Here is a 21,481-nt window from a genome sequence, read left to right on the forward strand (position 1 = left end):
TCAAAACCCGCCCAAACGGCTGTGGACAAGTGCCCTTTTCCTGTGGGTAACTGAGACGGCGTCTCAGCCTACGGTCCGGTACGCGGCCCTGCCGGGACCCTCGCCGTCCGCCGCGGCGACCCCGCGGAGCGCGGCCGGCACGGCCGCTGCGCCCGGCTTCGGCTCGGCCTCAGGGCCTTCGCCGCCGTCCCCCCGGCCGCCCGCGCCGTCCTTCACCCCGGTCCCGTAGAGGAGGGCGGCCAGGGCCAGACCGAGGATCCCGCCGGCCAGCTGGGCGGCGACGAAGTCGGGCAGCGACCCGGGCGCTATGCCGGTGAAGGAGTCGCTGAAGCTGCGCCCGATGGTGCCGGCCGGGTTGGCGAAGGAACCCGAGGAGGTGAACCAGATCGCGGCCGCGATGTAGGCCGCCACCGCCGCCGGTATCAGCCCGCCGCGCCCGATGCGCCCCAGCCCCTGGATCACGAGGACGAGACCGGCGGTGGCGATCACCTCACCGACGAGCAGGTGGCCCCCGTCGCGCACCTGGGTGGCGAAGGTTCCGGGGGTCCGGCCGAACATGGCTTCCGCGAGGACGGCGCCGCCGATGGCACCGGCCGTCTGGGCGACGACGTAGACGGACACCTCACGGCCGCCGAGTCCCGTACCGCCGGTGCGGCGGGCCCACCAGGAGGTGAGGGTCACCACCGGGTTGAGGTGGGCGCCGGACAGCGGCCCGAAAAGAGTGATGATCAGCCCGAGGCCGATCGCCGACACAAACGAGTTGGCGATGAGGGCGACACCGGTGTCGGGGCTGAGCTCCGCGGCCTTGAGCCCGGAGCCGATGACGACCACGAGCAGGCCGGCCGTCCCGATCAGCTCGGCAGCCGCACGGCGTGGCAGAGAGGTATGGGCTGTCATGGGTTCTCCCCCTGGTTGAGTGATAATGGAAAATACATTCCGCATCTTGGAATGTCGACAGCGGGTGTCCAGTGCTGCGCGGCCGTCGAAAATCGCTGCCGCGGGGCCTGCAGAGCGGGCACGCTGGGGTTCATGGATGAAAGACGCACCGTAAAGGTGTCGAAGTACGTCTCGAAACACCTGCGGCACCAGCCGGAACGGATCGGACTGGTGCTCGATCCCCACGGCTGGGTGGAGATCGACGACCTGCTGCGCGCCGCCGCCGCGCACGGTTTCCACTTCAGCCGCGCCGAACTCGACCATGTCGTTGCCGCCAACGACAAGCAGCGGTTCGCCGTCGACGGCACGCGCATCCGCGCCAGCCAGGGGCACACCGTGGCCGTGGACCTGGACCTGCCGGAGGCCGAACCCCCGGCGTACCTCTACCACGGCACCGTGGCCGCCGCCCTCGACTCGATCCGCGCCGAGGGCCTGCGCCCGATGGCCCGCCACCACGTGCACCTGTCCCCCGACCGGGAGACCGCGACCCGGGTCGGCGCGCGCCGCGGCCGGCCCGTCGTGCTCAGCGTGGACGCCGGGGCGATGCGTGCGGCCGGGCACGTCTTCCGGATCAGCGCCAACGGGGTGTGGCTGGTGGACACCGTGCCCCCGCAGTTCCTGCGCTTCCAGTAGCCCGGACGGCGACCCTTCCCCTGACTGGCCTGGCGGCCGAGCGCGACGACATTCTGGCGGGGCGAATCTGATGTGCGCCGGGTAGCCGCACCGCATGCCCGCCTCCTCGCTGCTGCCACTGCCACTGCCGCTGCTGCTGCGGCCCGGCCGGACCGACGAGGCGCGGTCGCACCACCTGCGCGGCTACCGCATGGCCTGCGGCAACGAGAGCCTGCTGCCCTGGGTCGGCAAGCGCATCGGGTTCTGCGTGCTCACCGGCAACACCTCGCGCGGCTTGGGGATCCTGGCCGAACACGTCGCCCACGTGGCGCCGCTCGCGAACCTCGACGACCGGCCGTCCTTCCACGGGCGACATCCTCGTCCTGCTGCACCGCCTGCGGGAACTGGCCCACGGGGACCTCCCGGCCGCCTCCGAGCTGTATGAGGTGCTCCACCCCGGCTGCCTCGACACCGCCCGGGTCTCGCAGCGGTTCCTGCTGGGGCGGCCGTGCGCCGCCGGCGGCGGACCTGCCGCTGGGCTGCGCGGTGCCGGGCTGCCCCGGCCGGCCTCCGGCACCGCCGACGCCGCCTCCGGGCCGGGAGCACTCGGACCTGAGCCATCCCAGCCCGACGGGCGCGCTGCGCCGGGGGCGCGGACTGGCTCCTGTCCTCCGCCGAGCGGCTGCTGGAGCAGTTGAAGGGCCGGGGGGCCGGGTAACCGTCCGGTGGCCCGCACCGGTCGTCGCCGCTCGCTGTACGGCGGCGACGACCGGTGGATCAGCTGTCGAGCTGTGCCAGGGCCTCGGTGGCGATCTTCTCGAAGACGGCCTCGTCGGCGGCGAAGTCGGAGTCCGGGATCGGTGCGTGGATGACCAGCTCCGTGAAGCCCAGGTCGCGGTGCCGGCCCGCGAAGTCGACGAACGCGTCCACGGACTCCAGCACGGTGTTGGCCTCGGGCGTGAAGCCGGTCAGCAGGATCTTCTCCATGGGCTCGGGAGCCCGGCCGATCTCCACGAAGGCCTTGTCGAGCCGTTCGAGCTGCCCTCGCAGGGCCTCCAGCGACTGCTCGGGCGTGCCGCTCTCGAAGAGCTTGGGGTCACCCGTGGTCACCCACGCCTGCCCGTACCGGGCGGCGAGCCGCAGACCGCGCGGGCCGGTCGCGGCCACCGCGAACGGCAGCCGCGGCCCCTGCACGCAGCCGGGGATGTTGCGGGCCTCCTCCGCCGAGTAGAAGGTGCCTTCGTGGCTCACGGAACCTTCGGTCAGCAGCCGGTCCAGCAACGGCACGAACTCGGCGAAGCGGTCGGCGCGCTCACGCGGGGACCAGGCCTCCTGGCCCAGCGCCGTCGCGTCGAACCCGTTGCCGCCGGCGCCGATGCCGAGGGTGATACGGCCGCCCGAGATGTCGTCCAAGGTCATGAGCTCCTTGGCCAAGGTCACCGGATGACGGAAGTTCGGCGAGGTGACGAGCGTGCCCAGGCGCAGCCGCTCGGTGGCGGCGGCCGCCGCGGTGAGGGTGGGCACCGCACCGAACCAGGGGCCGTCGCGGAAGGTCCGCCACGACAAGTGATCGTAGGTGTAGGCCGTGTGGAACCCGAGCTGCTCGGCTCGCAGCCACTGGTCTCGCCCCCCCTCGTGCCATCGACGTACCGGAAGGATCACCGTGCTTAGACGCAGACTCATGCGTCGAGCCTACGGCGGGCCGATGTTTCACGTGAAACATTGCGTTTCACGTGAAACATCGGCCCGACCCCCCCTGGCTTGATCATGGTCCGGTCCTCCGCTCACATGGGCGAAGATGGAGCCGTGACCTCGGCTCCTCAGCGCCCGGACGGGCCAATCCCCATGCCCCGGCTCATCGCCACCGACCTCGACGGCACCCTGCTGCATGACGACATGTCCGTCTCGCCGCGTACCGTCGCCGCACTGGCCGCTGCCGAGGAGGCCGGGATCGAGGTCTTCTTCGTCACCGGCCGCCCCGCCCGGTGGATGGATGTGGTCGCCGACCATGTCCACGGACACGGCCTCGCGATCTGCGCCAATGGCGCGGCGGTGGTCGACCTGCACGCCGGGCGGGAGTTCGTACAGGTCAGGGCCCTCCCCAGGGAGGCCGCACTCTCCGTCGTCGAAGCCCTGCGCGCGGCGGCGCCCGGCACGTCCTTCGCAGTCGAGCTGACCACCGGCATCAACTACGAGCCGGAGTACCCGCCCTTCTTCAAGGACCCGGGCGCCAAGCTCGCGACCGCCGAGGAGCTGCTCCACGAGGAGGCGAACGAGAGCGCCGCGCCCGTGCTCAAGCTGCTGGCGCACCACTCGGAGATCATCCCGGACGAGTTCCTCGCACTGGCCCGCACCGCCGCGGGCGAGTACGCATCGATCACCCGGTCCAGCCCCACCTCCCTGCTGGAGATCAGTGGACACGGCGTGTCGAAGGCGAGCACTCTGGCGCTGTGCTGCGCCGAACGGGGCATCGTCCCCGAGGAGGTCGTCGCGTTCGGGGACATGCCGAACGATGTGGAGATGCTCAGCTGGGCCGGCACCTCTTACGCGATGGGCAATGCCCACCCCGATGTGATCACGGCCGCGTCCGGCCGGACCGTCGCCAACAACGAGGACGGGGTCGCCCTCGTCATCGAGCGCATCCTGGCCGAACGCCTCGCACGCCACCAGGCGTAGGCCGCAGCCCTACTGGAGTGGGGCCTCCCACACCAGGGTGGTCCCGCCGCCGTCGTCCCCGATGCCGGGACCGTAGGAACTGGTGCCGCCGAGCGACTCCGCCCTCCGCCGCAGGTTGCGCAGGCCGCTGCGCCGACCGCTCTCGGGGATGCCCACTCCGTCGTCGGCGACTTCCAGCCGGACTCCGGCCCTGCCGTCGGGCAGCGTGACGGTGCAGTCCAGCACCACCTCGATCCGGGACGCCTCGGCGTGCCGGAAGGCGTTGGACAGCGCCTCGCGCAGCGCGGCGATCAGGTTCTTGCCCGCCAGCTCTCCGACGACCGTGTCAATCGGTCCGAGGAAGCGGTGGGCGGGTTTGAAGCCCAGCGGGACCGCTGCCATGTTGATCTCCCGCAGGACACGGGTACGCAGCCCGGACGGGGCTTCCGCGGGCCCCTGCTGGAGGGCGAAGATCGCCGTGCGGATCTCCTGGATCGTCACGTCCAGTTCGTCCACGGCCTTGCCCACGCCGTCGCGCACCTCGGGGACGATCGACCGGCGCTGGGCGCCCTCCAGCATCATTCCGGTGGCGAACAGTCGCTGGATGACGAGGTCGTGCAGGTCACGGGCGATCCGGTCACGGTCCTCGAAGACCGCCAGCCGCTCCCGGTCGCGCTGCGCTTCGGCCATCATCAGCGCGAGCGCCGCCTGTGAGGCGAACTGGGTGGCCAGGGTCCGCTCGGCTTCGGTGAAGGGCCGCTTGTCGCGGGCGCGCGGGGTGACCAGCGCTCCCAGCACCCGCCCCCCGCTGTGCAGGGGCAGCATCATGCAGGGGCCGTACGGGCTGGTGAGCCGGCTGATCATGCGGGGGTCCGACGAGGCGTCGTCGGTGAAGACCGGCTCCCCCCGCAGCAGGTGGTCGACCACCGGGCTCTCGGCCGGTATCACCACGCCGAGCGACGTGGCGGGGTTCTCCGCCGATACCGCGACGATCTCCATCCCGCCCTCTTCGGCGGGCAGCAGGACGATCCCGGCGGCGGAGTCGGCCAGTCGGCGGGCCTGCTCGGCCACCACCGAGAGGGCGTCGTCGGCGTCCCCGCCGGACAGCAGGGCGGTGGTGACGGCGACCGAGCCGTCGATCCAGCGCTCGCGCTGGGTGGCGGCCTCGTACAGGCGGGCGTTGCCGATGGCGATACCCGCCTCGGTGGCCAGGACCCGGACCATGTGGAGGTCATAGTCGTTGAACTCGACGCCGCCGTTCTTTTCGGCCAGGTACAGATTGCCGAAGATCTCCCCCTGCACCCGGATCGGGACGCCGAGGAACGTCTTCATGGGCGGATGGTGCGCCGGGAAGCCCGCCGAGCGCGGATCCTTCGTCAGGTCGGCGAGCCGCACGGTGTCGGAGTGCGAGATCAACGCTCCGAGCAGGCCCCGCTTCCCGTCCGGACGGTGTCCGATCTTCCGGGCCAGTTCGGGGCTGATCCCGTGGGTGACGAAGTTTGAGAGCCCGCGGCCCTCCGTGTCGACGACACCGATCGCCGCGTAGTGGGCGTCCGCCAGCTCGGCCGCAGTCTCGCAGATGCGGTCGAGCGTGGAATGGAGCTCAAGGCCGGTACCGACCGACCGCATGGCCTCCAGCAGCTGCGGCACCCGGGCCGTGAGCTCGGTGGACAGGCCGTGCAGGCTCTTGGTTGCCTGGGTGGCTGCCACCAAGGGGTCCGGTGTTCCCTGCGATGGATCCGACAGCGGATCCGGTGATTCGTGCGGTGGCTGCGCTGACATGGTCTTGAGCCTAGTTAGTCCCCATTAGAGGGGAAAATTGGCCAAACCTCCCGTCAGTTTCCCGTTCGCGCTCCAGCATCCGGCGCAGCGGCCCCTCGACGGCGGCCAACTCCGCGTACCCGCCGCGCTGCACGACCTCGCCGCGGTCCAGCACGAGCACCTCGTCGACCGCCTCCAGGCCCGCCAGCCGGTGCGTGATCAGCACGGTGGTCCGGCCCTCCGTCGCGGCCAGCAGGTCCGCGGTCAGGGCGTCCGCCGTGGCCAGGTCCAGATGTTCGGCCGGCTCGTCCAGGACCAGTACGGGGAAGTCCGCCAGCAGCGCCCGGGCCAGGGCCAGGCGCTGGCGCTGGCCGCCCGAGATCCGCTCGCCGTGCTCACCGACGAGCGTGTCCAGCCCGTCCGGCAGGCCGTCCGCCCAGTCCAACAGCCGGGCCGCGGCCAGGGCGTCCCGCAGCTGCTCCTCGCTCGCCCCGGTCCGGGCCAGCCGGAGGTTCTCCCGGACCGAACTGTCGAAGAGGTGCGCGTCCTGGGCGCACAGGCCCACGAGCGCGCGTACGTCGTCACCATCGAGCGTGCGCGCGTCGGCGCCGCCCAGACCGTAGGAGCCTTCGGCCGGGTCCAGGAAGCGGAGCATGACCTGGGCCAGCGTGGTCTTGCCGGAGCCCGAGGGGCCGACGACGGCGATACGGCGGCCCGCTTCCAGGGTGAGGTCCAGCCCGCGCAACGCGTCCCGCTCCTGGCCCGCGTGGCGGGCAGTGAGCCCGATCAGCCGGAGCGGGAAGGGGGAGGCGGGAGCGGCGGCGGGCTCCTCCGGCTCGGCGACGGGCACCGGGGCGTCGATGACCTCGTAGACCCGTTCGGCGCTACGGCGTACCCGCTGGCGGTACTGGACGGCGAGGGGGAGTCCGCTCACCGCTTCGAAGGCGGCGAGGGGCGTCAGGACCGCGACGGCCATGGCGACCCCGGACAGCCGTCCGTCGTGGACCGCGTTCGCGGCGACGGCCGCGGCGGCCACGACCGTGAGCCCGCAGACGAGGGCGGACAGCCCGCCGCCCAGCCCTCCCGCGGCGGCGCCCCGGGCGGCGATGCGCGTCAGGACGCCGTCGCTCTCCCGGGCCCGGCCCTTGCGGTCCTCCAGCGCGCCGGCCACGGTCAGCTCCGCGGTGCCGGTCAGCAGGTCGGCCACCCGCGTGGCGAGCTCGCCCCGGGCGGGCGCGAGCCGGCGCTCCGCACGGCGGGCGCAGGCACCGCTGACCAGCGGCACCCCGACACCCGCGGCGAGGAGGCCGACGGCGAGCACCGCTCCGGCCTCGGGCAGCAGCCAGGTGGTGAAGGCCACGGAGCCCGTTCCGACGAGCACCGCGGTGCCGACGGGCAACAGCCAGCGCAGCCAGTAGTCCTGCAGGGCATCGGCGTCGGCGACCAGGCGGGCCAGCAGGTCCCCGCGGCGGTGCTCGCGCAGCCCGGCGGGCGCGATGCGCTCCAGCCGCCGGTACACCGACACGCGCAGGTCGGCGAGCATCCGCAGGACGGCGTCGTGCGAGACGAGCCGCTCCGCGTACCGGAAGACGGCGCGGCCCAGTCCGAAGGCCCGGGTCGCGGTGACGGCCACCATCAGATAGAGGACGGGGGGCTGTTCGGAGGCCCTGGAGATCAGCCAGCCCGACACGGCCATCAGGCCGACGCTGCAGCCGACGGCCAGTGCCCCGAGCAGCAGGCCCAGCCTGAACCGTCCCTGCCATGCGCTGGCCACCGCCCGCACCCGGCGCAGCGGATCGGCCCCGCCCGCGTCGGAGGTGCCGCCGGGCCTCACCCGCTCGGGGGCGGCCCCGAGGATCCACTCTCCGGCGTCCGCGTCGAGACCACCGGGGGAGGGCTCCTCGGCCACGGCCCCGGACACTCCGGGGCGGGGGAGCGGCCCGGCGGGCAGGGCGGTTCCGGGGCGGGCAACCTCGGGGACGGGACCGGCCGTCATCCGGACCACCCGATCCGCGACGGCGAGCAGGGCCGGCCGGTGCACGACCAGGAGCACCGTCCGCCCTGAGGAGAGCCGCCGGACCGCGTCCACGATCCCCGCCTCGGTCTCGCCGTCCAGCGCCGCCGTCGGCTCGTCCAGCAGCAGCACCGGCCGGTCCGCCAGGAAGGCCCGGGCCAGCGCCAGGCGCTGCCGCTGCCCGGCGGAGAGTCCCACACCGCCTTCGCCCAGCAGGGTCTCGGCCCCGCGCGGCAGCGCGGACACGAAGTCCCAGGCCCCGGCGTCCTTCAGCGCGGTGGCCACCTCGCCGTCACGGGCTTCCGGGCGGGCCAGCCGTACGTTCTCGGCGACGGTCCCGGCGAAGAGGTGCGGCCGCTGCGGCACCCACGCGATCTGCTCCCGCCAGTGCTCCGGAGACAGTTCGTCCAGGTCCGTACCCGCGATCCGTACCCGCCCGGCGGTCGGCCGCACGAATCCCAGCAGCACCTGGAGCAAGGTGGACTTGCCGGCTCCGCTCGGGCCGGTGAGGGCCACGCACTCCCCCGGTCCGACGGTCAGCGAGACGGGACGGGGCGAGTCCTCGTCGCGGCCCTCGTAGCGCACGGCGACGCCGTCGATCTCGATCCGCAGGGGGGCGCCGCCCGGCAGGTGCGCCGTACCGGCCGGGCCGGCCGTGGGGGCCTCCAGGACCTCGAAGATCTCCTCGGCGGCCGCCAGCCCTTCCGCGGCCGCGTGGTACTGCGCTCCCACCTGCCGCAGCGGCAGATAGGCCTCGGGGGCGAGGATCAGGATGACCAGGCCGGTGTACAGGTCCAGTTCGCCGTGGACCAGCCGCATGCCGATGGTCACGGCCACCAGTGCGACCGACAGGGTCGCCAGCAGTTCCAGGGCGAAGGACGACAGGAACGCAATGCGCAGCGTCCGCATCGTCGCCCGCCGATAGTCGTCGGTGATCTTGCGGATCGACTCGGCCTGCGCCTTCGCCCGGCCGAAGACCTTCAGCGTGGGAAGACCGGCCACCACGTCGAGGAAGTGCCCCGACAGCCGCGAGAGGAGCCGCCATTGGCGGTCCATCCGGGACTGGGTGGCCATCCCGATGAGGACCATGAACGCCGGGATCAGGGGGAGCGTGACCACGATGATGGCCGCCGACACCCAGTCCTCGGTGACGATGCGGGCGAGCACGGCCACCGGCACCACGACCGCGAGCCCCAACTGGGGCAGGTAGCGGGAGAAGTAGTCGTCGAGCGCGTCCACGCCCCGGGTGGCCAGCGACACCAGCGACCCGGTCCGCTGTCCGCCCGGACGCCCCGGCCCGAGCTCCGCGGCCCGGTCCAGCAGCCGCCGCCGCAGCTCCGACTTGACCGCCGCGCCGGCACGGTGCGCGGCCAGCTCCGTCAGCCACGCGATCAGCGCCCGGCCGAGCGCCACCGCCGCGAGGAGCAACAACGGCGTACGGAGCGCCGCGCCGTCGAGACCCGCCTCGAAGGCGCCGACGACGATCTCGGCGACGAGCATCGCCTGCCCGACGACCAGCCCCGCCCCGGCAAGCCCCAGGGCCACCACCGCCCCCAGGAAGAGGCGGGTGGAACGGGCGTACCGGAGCAGGCGCGGGTCGATCGGTTTCACGTGAAACATCCCTCCAGGGTCAGTGGGCGTCGACGATGTGCTGCGTTCCGATCCGCTTGCGGAACACCCAGTACGTCCAGCCCTGGTAGAGCAGCACGAGCGGGGTGGCCACCGCGGCCAGCCAGGTCATGATCTTCAGGGTGTACGGGCTGGACGAGGCGTTGGTGACCGTGAGGTTCCAGGCCGCGTCGAGCGAGGAGGGCATCACATTCGGGAAGAGCGTCAGGAAGAGCATTGCCACGGCCGCCGCGATGGTGATCCCGGACAGTGCGAACGACCAGCCCTCGCGGCCCGCCAGGTTGAAGCCGAGCGCCCCGAGCAGGGCCAGCACCGCCACGGCCATCGCGACCAGGCTCTTGCCGTCGCCGCGCGAGACCTGGGTCCAGATCAGGAAGACCAGTGCCAGCACGGCGGCGACGAGGCCCAGCACGGTCGCCGTCCCCCGCGCGCGGTCCCGGATGTCACCGACGGTCTTGAGCGAGGCGAAGACCGCGCCGTGGAAGGTGAACAGGGTGAGGGTGACCAGCCCGCCGAGGAGCGAGTAGACGTTGAGCAGGTCGAGGAGACTGCCGACGTATTCCTTGTTCTGGTCGATCTTCACTCCGCGCACGATGTTGGCGAAGACCACGCCCCACAGGAAGGCGGGGACCAGCGAGGTCCAGAAGATCGCGTGTTCCCAGTTGGCCTGCCAGCTGTCCTCGGGGCGCTTGTGGCGGTACTCGAAGGCCACGCCGCGGATGATCAGGCAGATCAGGATGAGCAGCAGCGGCAGGTAGAAGCCTGAGAAGAGGGTGGCGTACCACTCGGGGAAGGCGGCGAAGGTCGCACCGCCGGCCGTGAGCAGCCACACTTCGTTGCCGTCCCACACGGGCCCGATCGTGTTGATCAGGACGCGCTTCTCCACACGGTCGCGGGCGAGCAGCTTGGTCAGTACCCCGATGCCGAAGTCGAAGCCCTCCAGGAAGAAGTAGCCGATCCACAGGACGGCGATCAGCACGAACCAGACGTCGTGGAGCTCCATGGTGCGTTCTCCTCAGCCTCAGTACGAGAAGGCCATCGGCCGGTCGGGGTTCTTGTCGTCCCCGCCGATCTTGGTGGGCGGGTTGAGGTCGGCCTCGGTGAGCTCCGGCGGGCCGAGCTTGACGTACTTGACCAGGAGCCTGACCTCGATCACGGCCAGCACGGCGTAGAGCAGGGTGAAGCCGATCATCGAGGTGAGCACCTCACCCTGGGAGACCTGCGGCGAGACCGCGTCCCGGGTGCGCAGGACTCCGTAGACCACCCACGGCTGGCGGCCCATCTCGGTGAAGATCCAGCCCCAGGAGTTGGCGATGAGCGGGAAGCCCATGGTCCAGAGGGCGACGATCCAATAGAGGTTGCCGAACTTGGGGCTCAGCGCCTTCTTGAAGAGCACCAGGTTCGGGACCTCGTCCTCCCCTGTGCGCAGCCCCGGCGGGAGCAGGAACTTCCTGCGGGTGAGCCAGAGCCCCAACATGCCCACACCGAGCGAGGCCATGCCGAAGCCGATCATCCAGCGGAAGCCCCAGTAGGCGACCGGGATGTTGGGCCGGTAGTCGCCCGGCCCGAACCTCTCCTGCTCGGCCTTGTTGACGTCGTTGATGCCCGGGACGAAGGAGGTGAAGTCGTCGTTGGCGAGGAAGGACAGCAGGCCAGGGATCTCGATGGCCACCTTGTTGTGGCCCTTCTCGACGTCTCCGTAGGCGAAGACGGAGAAGGGCGCGGGCGCCTCGCCGTCCCAGAGGGCCTCGGCGGCGGCCATCTTCATGGGCTGCTGCTTGAACATGACCTTGCCGAGGAGGTCACCGCTGATCGCCGTGCCCATGCCGGCGATGATCAGGACGACGAGGCCCAGGCGCAGCGAGCTGCGCATCACGGGGACGTGCTTCTTGCGCGCCAGGTGGTAGGCGGAAACGCCGGCCATGAACGCACCGCCGACGAGGAAGGCGGCCGTGATGGTGTGGAAGAACTGGGTGAGCGCGGTGTTCTGGGTGAGCACCAGCCAGAAGTCGGTGAGCTCCGCCCGGCCGCGCTCCTCGTTGATCCGGTACCCGACCGGGTGCTGCATCCAGGAGTTGGCCGCCAGGATGAAGTAGGCGGACAGGACGGTGCCCATGGACACCATCCATATGCAGGCCAGGTGGATCTTCTTGGGCAGCTTGTCCCAGCCGAAGATCCACAGCCCGATGAAGGTGGACTCGAAGAAGAAGGCGATCAGCGCTTCGAAGGCGAGGGGGGCGCCGAAGATGTCACCCACGAACCGCGAGTAGTCGGACCAGTTCATGCCGAACTGGAACTCCTGGACGATGCCGGTGACGACACCCATCGCGATATTGATCAAGAAAAGCTTGCCCCAGAACTTGGTGGCCCTGAGGTACTTCTCCTTCTCTGTGCGCACCCAAGCGGTCTGCAGGCCGGCCGTGAGCGCGGCGAGCGAGATCGTGAGGGGCACGAAGAGGAAGTGATAGACGGTGGTGATGCCGAACTGCCATCGCGCCAGGGTTTCTGGCGCCAGAGCCAGGTCCACGTCTCGTCTCCTTCGTGTCGCCGCGATCACAAGGAAGTCCGCCTCCCAAACGCACTCAAGCCAGGAGGAAGCAGACGCGCTTGTGAACGCGTTCACATTCACAAGCATTATGGCGCACAGCTTTTTGCGACCTTCACGCGGGGTACCCCTCTAGCCAATCCATTCAACAGATTGTTGAATGCGGCTCATGCAGATTCGAATCTCCTGGCCTTCGGGCCAGCTCACCGCAACCCTGGACGAGACCCCGACCAGCAAGGCGCTGGCCGAGGCCCTTCCGATCTCCGCCTCCGCCCATACCTGGGGCGAGGAGGTCTACTTCGACACCGGCGTCTCCGTTGCCCTGGAGGACGACGCCCGCCAGGTCGTCGAGCCCGGCACCGTCGCGTTCTGGACCGAGGGCGACGCACTCGCGCTGCCCTACGGCCCGACGCCCATCTCGCGCGGAGGCGAGAGCCGCCTGGCGAGCCCGTGCAACGTGCTCGGCTCGTTCGACGGCGACCCCCGCCTGCTTTCCACCGTTCGCGACGGCGATCCCGTCCGCGTGGAACTGGCCTGAGCCTCCCCGGCCCGGCCGTCCGCGCCCGCGGACCCCAGAGCTGCCGTCCGCGCCCGCGGCCGTAGAGCTGCCCTCCGCGCCCGCGGACCCTAGAGCTCCTTGAAGAACGCCTCCGCCGTGTGCAGGAAGAGGTCGTTCGCCTCGGGCTCACCGATCGTGACCCGAAGGCCCTCGCCCGCGAAGGGCCGGACCACCACACCGGCCTTCTCGCAGGCGGCCGCGAACTCCACGGTCCGCTCGCCGAGGCGCAGCCACACGAAGTTCGCCTGCGTGTCCGGCACGGTCCAGCCCTGCGCCAGCAGCGTCTCGTGGACCCGCGCGCGCTCGCCCACCAGCGCCCCGACCCGGCCCATCAGCTCGTCCTCGGCCCGCAGCGAGGCCACCGCCGCGTCCTGCGCGAGCTGGCTGACACCGAAGGGCACCGCCGTCTTGCGCAGCGCCGCCGCCACCCGCTCGTGCGCGACCGCGAAGCCGACCCGCAGGCCGGCGAGCCCGTACGCCTTGGAGAACGTACGCAGCACGGCGACGTTGGGGCGGTCGCGGTACAGCTCTATGCCGTCCGGGATGTCCGTGTCGCGTACGAACTCGCGGTACGCCTCGTCCAGGACCACCAGGACGTCCGAGGGCACCCGGTCCAGGAAGCGCTCCAGCTCGGCCCGGCGCACGGCGGTGCCGGTCGGGTTGTTCGGGTTGCAGACGAAGATCAGCCGGGTCCGCTCGGTGATCGCCTCGGCCATGGCGTCCAGGTCGTGCACGTCCCCCTCGGTCAGCGGGACCTGCACCGAGGTCGCGCCCGAGATCTGCGTGATGATCGGGTACGCCTCGAAGGAGCGCCAGGCGTACATGACCTCGTCGCCCGGCCCGGCCGTGGACTGGATCAGCGACTGGGCCACGCCCACCGAGCCGGTGCCCGTGGCCACGTGCTCGACCGGCACGCCGAACCGCTCGGCGATCTCGTTCACCAGGCCGGTGCAGGCCATGTCGGGGTAGCGGTTGAAGGTCCCCGCCGCCGTGACGGCGCTCTCCAGCACCCCCGGCAGCGGCGGGTACGGGTTTTCGTTGGAGGACAGCTTGTACGCGACGGGCCCGCCCGCGGCAGCCGGTTTGCCAGGCTTGTATGTCGGAATGCCGTCCAGCTCGGCGCGCAGCTTCGGGCTGTTCTCGCTCACCGCAGGTCCTCCTCGACCGTCCCGTACGACGTCGCCGTCGACTCAATACTGCTCACCTTATGAGGATTCCGCCCTTCCGAGAATGGGGGCGCCTGGAATGCGGGGGAGCGCACGCATATATGCGTGCGCCGGTGGCCTGCGCCGTGGCGCGCATCCCTCGTGCAGGTGAGTTGCGACCGACCCGAGACCGCGCCGTTTTGGCATGCCCGGTCCCGTCGACAAGCGCCACCCTCAGCCTGCGCGCTTAAAAGCCTTTATTTCCAAGGTCATTGAGGGTGGCGAACCATGCAGAAACGTGCCTGTCAACGCGTGCATATGCACTCGGACCGCCCACCCCGCCGAGCCCTACTATCGGCTCGCCATGACAGCAGCAGGGAAGCATCAGGTGAGCCGGACCGAGACCACCCGGCGGGCCGCCGGCCGACAGGGCCGGGCCGGCATCAGGGACGTGGCCGCCGCGGCGGGCGTCTCCATCACGACCGTCTCCGACGCGCTCAATGGCAAGGGACGGCTGCCCGACGCCACCCGCCGCCACGTTCGCGAGGTCGCCGACCGGCTCGGCTACCGCCCGTCGGCCGCCGCCCGCACGCTCCGTACCGGCAAGTCCGGCCTCATCGGCCTGACCGTGACCACGTACGGGGATGAACCTTTCACCTTCACCGAATTCGCCTACTTCGCCGAGATGGCCAGGGCCGCCACCTCCGCCGCGCTCGCCCGCGGCTACGCCCTCGTCATCCTCCCCGCCACCTCACGCCACGACGTGTGGTCCAACGTCGCCCTCGACGGCACCGTCGTGATCGACCCCTCCGACCACGATCCCGTCGTCACCGAGCTGGTCCGCCAGGGCCTGCCCGTGGTCTCCGACGGCCGGCCCGCCGGCTCCCTCCCCGTCACCGCCTGGGTCGACAACGACCACGAGGCCGCCGTGCTCGGCCTCCTCGACCACCTCGCCGCCGCCGGCGCCCGCCGGATCGGGCTGCTGACCGGCACCACCACCGACACCTACACCCGCCTGTCCACGACCGCGTACCTCAACTGGTGCGAACGCGTCGGCCAGGACCCCGTCTACGAGTCCTACCCCGCCCACGACCCGTGCGCGGGCGCCGTGGCCGCCGACCGGCTCCTCGCCCGCCCCGACCGCCCCGACGCCGTCTACGGGCTCTTCGACCCCAACGGTACCGACCTGCTCGCCGCCGCCCGCCGTTACGGCCTGCGCGTCCCCGAGGACCTGCTGCTCGTCTGCTGCAGCGAGTCCACCGTCTACGCCACCACCGAGCCGCCCATCACCACCCTGTCCCTCAAACCACGCCGCATCGGCACCGCCGTCGTGCAGCTGCTCATCGACGCGATCGAGGGCGTGGACACGGGACGCCCGGTCGAACAGGTCGTCCCGACCGAGCTGATCGTCCGTACCTCGTCGCAGCGCAGGCAGCCCCGCACGACCGTCAGCTCGCCCCGATCTCCGGCCCAGGACTGACCGCCAGACCGTCCGGTCGGCCTGATCGGCGGTCGGTCCAGGATTTCAGCAACGCCAATATCGGGCAAAAACGGTAGGAACGATACGCTCCGCATAGGATTCACCACCCCTGGTGCGTCACAGAGCGCGAGCCACATTCCTATGATGGGCGCACGACATCACGGACCCTCCTCCCCGGAGGTCAGGAGGGTCCGCAGGTGTACGGCAGCGCGACGGTGGTGGAGGGGTCGATGACTCAGGGGGCCGGTCAGGGACCCGCGATGCGGACGGAAACGCTGCGGGACTTCCGGGTGCCAGTCACCGAACCCGCCGCGCCGTACGCCGTATCCACCGGTATGCCCGACGAGGCCCCCGTGTACGGCGAGTACCCCGCGTACTACGAGGACGGCGCACCGGCCGCCGTGCCGCGGCAGCCCGGCTACGCGCCGCAGCCGCCCGCGCCGCCGGTCCCGCACCACGATCCGCGCCAGGATCCGCGTCAGGCCCCCCGGCACGACCCGCGCCGGGAAGAGCACCTGCAGGCGCCTTCCCAGGGCCACCCGCACCCCCAGACGCACGCCGACACCGACGCCGACGCCGAGCCGGTGCACGCGATGAGCCGGATGAGCCAGGGCCCCGACGAGGACGAACCCGACGGCTACACCCCGACCTACCGGGACCTCCCCGTCATCGGCTCCGGCGCGCTCGGCGGTCCCGGCGACACCGTCCAGGTCCAGTACGTCCCGCAGGACGTCGCCGGGCCCGGCCCGCTGTACGTCGTCGGCGACGTCCACGGCTACCTCGACGAGCTCGTCACCGAACTGCACGCCCAGGGTCTGATCGACTCGGAGGGCCGCTGGTCCGCGGGCAACGCCCGGCTCTGGTTCCTCGGCGACTTCACCGACCGCGGCCCCGACGGCATCGGCGTCATCGACCTCGTCATGCGGCTGTCCGCCGAGGCGGCAGCCGCCGGCGGCTACTGCAAGGCCCTGATGGGTAACCACGAACTGCTGCTCATCGGCGCAAAGCGGTTCGGCGACACCCCCGTCGTCTCCGGTGCCGGCACCGCCACCTTCCAGGCCGCCTGGCTGCTCAACGGCGGACAGCGCACCGACATGGAGCGCCTGCAGGACGTGCACCTCCAGTGGATGTCGCGGCTGGACGCGGCCGTCCTGGAGGAGGGCCACCTGCTGCTGCACTCCGACACGACGGCCTACCTCGACTACGGCGACTCCATCGAGGACGTCAACGACACCATCCACGAGCTCCTCAACCGGGGCGACGTCGACATCACCTGGGACCTCTTCCGCAAGTTCACCAAGCGGTTCGCCTTCCGCGACGAGGAGACCGGCCCCCAGGCCGTCCGCGAACTCCTCGACACCTACGGCGGCAGCCGCGTCGTGCACGGCCACAGCCCCATCCCGTACCTGCTCGGCGAAGTGGGCACCGAGGACGGGGACGACTCGCGCGGACCGGAGGCCGTGGACGGCCCGCACGTCTACGCGGACGGTCTCGCCATCGCGATGGACGGCGGCGTGACGATGGCGGGCAAACTGCTCGTCGTTCGACTTCCACTGAGCGACTGAGAGCTCACGCAGAGGGGTATTTCCAGAAAGCCCCTGTCACGGCATGGTGTGGGCGCTCTACCATCGCTCTATCCGTAGCAGGCTCTCCTCCGTTTCAGCCGGCACCCGGGTCTACGCGCGGCAAACCGGCTTCTACGGAGCATCGGGGGATGCACATGACCAGCGCTCCGCACCTGCTGACCGAAGACCGACCGGAGTTCGAGCGGCTCATCGACGAGGCACTGCGCGCCGCGAGCGAACGGCCCGAACTCGCCACTCTGGGCGAACGGCTGAACGCCGAACAGCTGCGCACGATGGCCCAGGGCGCCAGCGCCCTGCTGGCGGCCGCGGCCGCCGCCGAGTACGTCCACTACGTGAAGGTCCGCGAGGAACGACGCGACGAGGTCCTCTCCGCTCCCGCTGCGACGGGGGACGAGGACGGCGACCGGGGCAGCGGCGGCGGCGCGGGCGTCAGCGCCGTGGTCGCGGTCCTCGCACCGGTCCTGGCCGGCACCGCCATGCTGATCTTCCTGCTTGTCGGGTACATCCTGAAGATGATCGAGCCCGAACCCGCCTTCGCGCAGACCATGCTGACGACGGGTTGGCTGTTCGGGGCGCTCACCGCGGCCGCCCTGCTCTTCGCCGTGATCGGGCTGCTGGTCACGGCCGTCCGCAACAGCGCGACCGAGGTGGTGGCGGACGAGACCGAGGCGGTACCCGACGAGGTGGCGCGGGCCCGCGAGGCCTGGCGCCACGCCCTGCTGGAGCGCGGCATCATCCCGTTCCTGCGGGACGCGCTGGCCGATCCGAGTGCGGGCCCGGGCTTTCCGACCCCCCGCACGCCAGGGGCCGGGCGCATCCCCAGTCTGGGGTACACCCGGCCCGACTTCACCAGTCCGGGAGCCCCTGCGCAGGGCTCCCCTCCCGGCTACACACCACCGGACTTCACCAGCCCGGACTTCGGCGGCCCGGACCACCGGCCGGAGTAGGGGCTCCGGCCGGCGACGGGACCTACTTCAGCGTCTTGGGCAGGTGGTTGGGGTCCATGGGGCGGATCGGCTGGGTGTGGGTACGCAGCGGCGCCGGCGGGTCGCCCGGGTTGGGCTGGGGTACCGTTTCGTTCCACACCCCGTTACAGGTGAGCGTGTCGGGAGTGCCCGGGTTCACGTCGCAGAACGTCTCCCAGATCTCGCCGCCCGTGGTGATCACTTCGATGGCGAGCCGGTTGGCCTGGTGGTCGATGGAAACCCCACAGGCGCCGGCCGGATAGTCGCCATCCTCGTTGGTGGTGAGGTCGTACCAGGTCCAGGGGCCCACCGTGGTGTTCTGGATCTCGCGAACGCCGGCGTAGGTGATGCCGTCAGGGGTGAGTGCCGCCTTGAACTCACGGTCGTTGTTGTCCCGGACGGCGTCGACGTCCACGCAGGCGCCCGCGCCGGTGGCACCCGTGGCACCGGTCGCACCCGTGGCGCCCGTCGCACCCGTCGCGCCGTCCTGGCCGTCCTGGCCGTCCTCACCCGGCTCGCCCTGCGGGCCACGCGGACCCGTGGGGCCCGTCGGACCCCGCTGGCCCTTACACTCGTCTCCGCCGCGGGGGCCCGCCTGGGCGCCCACAGCTCGCGGGTTCCAGCTCGAATCCTCCTTCGACTCGCAGTCGCCACCGGTCGGGCTCGCCGACCGGACCGTCCCGGTCGCCTGGATGCTCTGCGCGGTGGCGAACGCCGGGCTGGCGATTCCCACCACCACCAGGGCGAGGGAGGCCAGCGCACCTCCCTTCACCACAGCACTCCGCCGGCGGGTTACCGGGCCAAGGGGTGACCTGGTCCTGTTCACGGGGCTCATGTACGCCGCTCCTTCTCGAAACCGGATCGAACGATGTGCGATCGGCCCGGGCGGGCCGCCTCGGCAATAGTCGGGAAATCGGGTTGGAAACACCGGACGCCTCGCTCGGCAGTCATCTCATCGGCCCAGCAACAGGGCCCCAATGGCGGCTCTCACCGTGGCTTCCTTGCACCCCATTGGCCGGATCCCTACGGTCGCCTCACGATCGTCTTCACCACCACCGTGGACGGGATCCTTGAAAGCAAAAATCTGTCTGAACATGATCGTGAAGAACGAGGCCGCGGTGATCAGGCGCTGTCTCGAATCCGTACGTCCTCTGATCGACACCTGGGTGATCGTGGACACCGGGTCGACGGACGGCACCCAGGAGATCATCCGGGAATTCTTCGACGATCTCCCCGGTGTCCTGCACGAACGCCCCTGGAAGGGATTCGACGGCAGCCGCAGCGAGGCGATCGACCTGGCCCGCTCCAGCGCCGACTACCTGCTGTTCCTCGACGCGGACGACGTGATCGAGGTGGACCCCGGATTCCGGATGCCGGACCTCACTTTCGATTCGTACGGCGTCGCGGTGCACCACCGGCCCGTCATCCACTGGCGGCCCGCGCTCGTCTCCACCCGATTGCCCTGGAAATACGTCGGCGTTCTGCACGAGTACCTCGATTGCGACGCGCCGTTCACCCGGGGGGTCGTCGAAGGCTTCCACATCCGCATCGTCGGCGGCGGAGCCCGCCAGGGCGAAGGGGGCAACCGGGAGAAGTACCTCCGGGATGCCGCGATCCTCGAAAAAGGCCTGCGCGACGAACCCGGCAATGCGCGCTACGCCTTTTACCTCGCCCAGAGCTGGCGCGACGCGGGCGAGCCGGAGAAGTCCCTGGCCGCCTACGACCACCGGGCCACCATGGGCGGCTTCGCCGAGGAGGCCTTCTGCGCCCAGCTCTACGCGGCGCGACTCGCGGCGGGACTCAAGCGCCCGCCGGCCGAGGTGATGGACCGCTACCTCCGCGCCCACGAGAACCGCCCCGGGCGGGCGGAGGCGCTGGGCGATCTGGCGCGCCTGTGCCGGCTCGAAGGCCGCTTCCAGCTGGCGTACCTGTTCGCCCGCCAGGCGGCGCGGATCCCGCGCCCCGACGACATCCTGTTCGTCGAGTTCGACTGGTACGAGTGGCGCGCGCTCGACGAGCTCGCGGTGGCCGCCTACTGGGTCGGCGCGTACGAGGAGTCGCTGGAGTGCTGCGACCGCCTCCTTCGGGAGGGCGGGCTTCCGGAGAGCCAGCGCGAACGGGTCGGTGAGAACCGCACCTTTGCGCTGTCCAAGCTGGGGCCGGAGTACCAAGTGGTGGCCTGAGGCCCCGCCGCCGTCGAACGGCCGAGGGGCCGGACGCATCCACGACGATCCGGGATGCGTCCGGCCCCTCTGCGCGAGCCTTCCTAGCTCAGGCGGTTCAAGGGAGCTCCACGCAGCGTGTCCCCCTTGAAGGACTTGCCGCGGAGGACTCCGGTCGGGCCGGGGGTCAGTTCGAACCACCCCTCGTCCCATACGAAGTTGTCCAGGTTGGTGTCACCGTGTGTCTGGTAGACCCGGTTGTCCGTGGTCAGGACCTGGATGTAGGCATTGTTGCCCTGGTCGATGATCGAGATTCCGCAGGCCCGGCCGAACGGGAATCCCGGGTTGTCCTCGTCCGTGAGGTTCTGCCAGACCGGCACACCTCCGGTCGTGGTCGCGCGACCGGCGTAGGCGATGCCGTTCGTGAGGGCGGCACTGAACGACTCGGTGCTCGAAGGCGCGAAGCTGTCGATGTCGCTGCAGGGACCGGTGGCACCCGTGGCACCGGTCGCACCCGTAGCACCGGTCACACCGTCCGTCCCGGTCGCACCGGTCGCACCGGTCGCACCGTCCTCGCCGTTCACCCCGGAGGCACCGGTGCTGCCCGTGGCGCCGGTGGCACCGGTCGCACCGGTCGCACCCGTAGCACCGGTCGCGCCGGTCGCGCCGGTCGCACCCGTAGCACCGTCAGCGCCGGTCGCACCCGTCGCGCCGGTGGCACCGGTCGCACCGTCCGCACCCGTCGCTCCTGTGGCGCCGGTGGCACCCGTAGCACCGTCAGCACCCGTGGCACCTGTGGCACCTGTGGCACCCGTAGCACCGTCAGCACCCGTGGCACCTGTGGCACCCGTGGCACCGTCCACGCCATCGGTGCCGTCCGCACCCGTCGCGCCGGTGGCGCCTGTCGCGCCTGTCGCGCCGGTGGCGCCTGTCGCGCCCGTCGGTCCTGTCGGGCCGGGCCTCCCCGGCTCGCACCTGTCGTCGCCGTCGGGGCCGGCCATGAGGTCCGCCGCCCACGGGCCGTCGTCCGGGCCGTGGTCCGGGTTGAAGTCCGGACCCTGGTCGGAACGGTCGTCCGGACGGTGCTGATGCCCATCGGGCGGGCAGTGGGGGCTGGCCGCGCTGACCTGCTCGGCTGCCTGAACGCTCTGAGCCACGGCGACGGCGGGGCTGGCCACGCCCAGCATCACCAGGGCGAGCGATGCGAGCGTGCCGCCCTTGCGCCAGCTGCTCCTCGGCAGCGGGCCAAGGGTCGACCTGGTCCTGTTCTCGGGACGCATACCACTCCTTCTCGAAACCGATCGAACGGTGGTGGCCTCTCCGGCCACATCGGTAGCGTGGTGATCGCAGCCTTCAACAGCGGGACACCTCGCAGGCAAGTCCACTTATCGGACTATCGATCCGCCACCAATGGGCGCCGTGACCACACGGA

The 21,481-nt window shown here is 71.0% G+C and carries 17 protein-coding genes; 8 read left to right on the forward strand and 9 right to left on the reverse strand.

The features are described 5' to 3' along the window. Positions 1 to 63: 63 nt before the first annotated feature. Entirely contained in the window at positions 64 to 897 is an 834-nt protein-coding gene (locus tag AB0F82_RS18255) for an aquaporin (RefSeq protein ID WP_362628648.1), read from the reverse strand. 132 nt (positions 898 to 1,029) lie between these two features. Here AB0F82_RS18255 and AB0F82_RS18260 point away from each other — a divergent pair, with 132 nt between their 5' ends. Both AB0F82_RS18260 and AB0F82_RS18265 read left to right on the forward strand, forming a co-directional pair. Next, positions 1,030 to 1,569, forward strand: coding sequence for an RNA 2'-phosphotransferase (locus AB0F82_RS18260; protein WP_356815335.1), 540 nt, complete (start codon positions 1,030 to 1,032; stop codon positions 1,567 to 1,569). Between the two features lie 94 nt (positions 1,570 to 1,663). Continuing rightward, positions 1,664 to 1,993, forward strand: coding sequence for a hypothetical protein (locus AB0F82_RS18265; RefSeq protein WP_362628652.1), 330 nt, complete (start codon positions 1,664 to 1,666; stop codon positions 1,991 to 1,993). Between the two features lie 332 nt (positions 1,994 to 2,325). Here the strand turns inward: AB0F82_RS18265 and AB0F82_RS18270 are convergent, their stop codons facing one another. Beyond that, on the reverse strand, positions 2,326 to 3,231 hold the full coding sequence (locus tag AB0F82_RS18270) for an LLM class flavin-dependent oxidoreductase (RefSeq protein WP_356815333.1): 906 nt from the start codon (positions 3,229 to 3,231) through the stop codon (positions 2,326 to 2,328). Between the two features lie 105 nt (positions 3,232 to 3,336). Here AB0F82_RS18270 and AB0F82_RS18275 point away from each other — a divergent pair, with 105 nt between their 5' ends. Continuing rightward, positions 3,337 to 4,224 (forward strand): Cof-type HAD-IIB family hydrolase, encoded by an 888-nt coding sequence (locus AB0F82_RS18275; RefSeq protein WP_362628655.1) that lies wholly within the window; start codon positions 3,337 to 3,339, stop codon positions 4,222 to 4,224. A 9-nt stretch (positions 4,225 to 4,233) separates the two neighbouring features. Here the strand turns inward: AB0F82_RS18275 and AB0F82_RS18280 are convergent, their stop codons facing one another. The 4 genes from AB0F82_RS18280 to AB0F82_RS18295 are packed head-to-tail and all read right to left on the reverse strand — an operon-like array spanning position 4,234 to position 12,134. After that, positions 4,234 to 5,985: a GAF domain-containing sensor histidine kinase gene (locus tag AB0F82_RS18280; protein ID WP_362628658.1), complete on the reverse strand. Its 1,752-nt coding sequence runs from the start codon at positions 5,983 to 5,985 to the stop codon at positions 4,234 to 4,236. A gap of 10 nt (positions 5,986 to 5,995) precedes the next feature. After that, positions 5,996 to 9,589: a thiol reductant ABC exporter subunit CydD gene (gene cydD / locus AB0F82_RS18285; protein WP_362628841.1), complete on the reverse strand. Its 3,594-nt coding sequence runs from the start codon at positions 9,587 to 9,589 to the stop codon at positions 5,996 to 5,998. A 19-nt stretch (positions 9,590 to 9,608) separates the two neighbouring features. Beyond that, entirely contained in the window at positions 9,609 to 10,610 is a 1,002-nt protein-coding gene (gene cydB / locus AB0F82_RS18290; protein ID WP_362628660.1) for a cytochrome d ubiquinol oxidase subunit II, read from the reverse strand. Positions 10,611 to 10,628: 18 nt separating this feature from the next. Beyond that, a complete protein-coding gene (locus AB0F82_RS18295) occupies positions 10,629 to 12,134 on the reverse strand; it encodes a cytochrome ubiquinol oxidase subunit I (protein WP_362628663.1) in 1,506 nt (501 codons plus the stop codon). 187 nt (positions 12,135 to 12,321) lie between these two features. On the opposite strand from AB0F82_RS18295, the gene AB0F82_RS18300 reads away from it, so the two are divergent. Further along, entirely contained in the window at positions 12,322 to 12,690 is a 369-nt protein-coding gene (locus AB0F82_RS18300; protein WP_362628666.1) for a cyclophilin-like fold protein, read from the forward strand. 89 nt (positions 12,691 to 12,779) lie between these two features. Here AB0F82_RS18300 and hisC read toward each other — a convergent pair whose 3' ends face one another. Further along, complete coding sequence (hisC, locus tag AB0F82_RS18305; RefSeq protein WP_356811321.1) at positions 12,780 to 13,859, reverse strand: histidinol-phosphate transaminase; 1,080 nt, start codon at positions 13,857 to 13,859, stop codon at positions 12,780 to 12,782. A gap of 361 nt (positions 13,860 to 14,220) precedes the next feature. Between hisC and AB0F82_RS18310 the strand changes: the two genes are divergently transcribed. From AB0F82_RS18310 to AB0F82_RS18320, 3 genes are all read left to right on the forward strand, one after another. Next, positions 14,221 to 15,336, forward strand: coding sequence for a LacI family DNA-binding transcriptional regulator (locus AB0F82_RS18310; RefSeq protein ID WP_362628669.1), 1,116 nt, complete (start codon positions 14,221 to 14,223; stop codon positions 15,334 to 15,336). A gap of 260 nt (positions 15,337 to 15,596) precedes the next feature. Further along, a complete protein-coding gene (locus AB0F82_RS18315; protein WP_436842105.1) occupies positions 15,597 to 16,901 on the forward strand; it encodes a metallophosphoesterase in 1,305 nt (434 codons plus the stop codon). Positions 16,902 to 17,050: 149 nt separating this feature from the next. After that, positions 17,051 to 17,869 (forward strand): hypothetical protein, encoded by an 819-nt coding sequence (locus tag AB0F82_RS18320; RefSeq protein WP_356811319.1) that lies wholly within the window; start codon positions 17,051 to 17,053, stop codon positions 17,867 to 17,869. 22 nt (positions 17,870 to 17,891) lie between these two features. Here the strand turns inward: AB0F82_RS18320 and AB0F82_RS18325 are convergent, their stop codons facing one another. After that, positions 17,892 to 18,659 carry a hypothetical protein gene (locus AB0F82_RS18325; RefSeq protein WP_362628672.1) on the reverse strand — a complete coding sequence of 256 codons (768 nt, stop codon included), beginning with the start codon at positions 18,657 to 18,659 and terminating at the stop codon, positions 17,892 to 17,894. 322 nt (positions 18,660 to 18,981) lie between these two features. On the opposite strand from AB0F82_RS18325, the gene AB0F82_RS18330 reads away from it, so the two are divergent. Next, positions 18,982 to 20,070: a glycosyltransferase gene (locus tag AB0F82_RS18330; protein ID WP_362628675.1), complete on the forward strand. Its 1,089-nt coding sequence runs from the start codon at positions 18,982 to 18,984 to the stop codon at positions 20,068 to 20,070. Positions 20,071 to 20,153: 83 nt separating this feature from the next. On the opposite strand, the gene AB0F82_RS18335 is transcribed toward AB0F82_RS18330, so the two are convergent. Continuing rightward, positions 20,154 to 21,329, reverse strand: coding sequence for a hypothetical protein (locus AB0F82_RS18335; protein WP_362628678.1), 1,176 nt, complete (start codon positions 21,327 to 21,329; stop codon positions 20,154 to 20,156). Positions 21,330 to 21,481: the final 152 nt, after the last annotated feature.

The sequence above is a fragment of the Streptomyces virginiae genome, assembly GCF_040638905.1.
Taxonomy (GTDB): Bacteria; Actinomycetota; Actinomycetes; order Streptomycetales; family Streptomycetaceae; genus Streptomyces; species Streptomyces virginiae_B.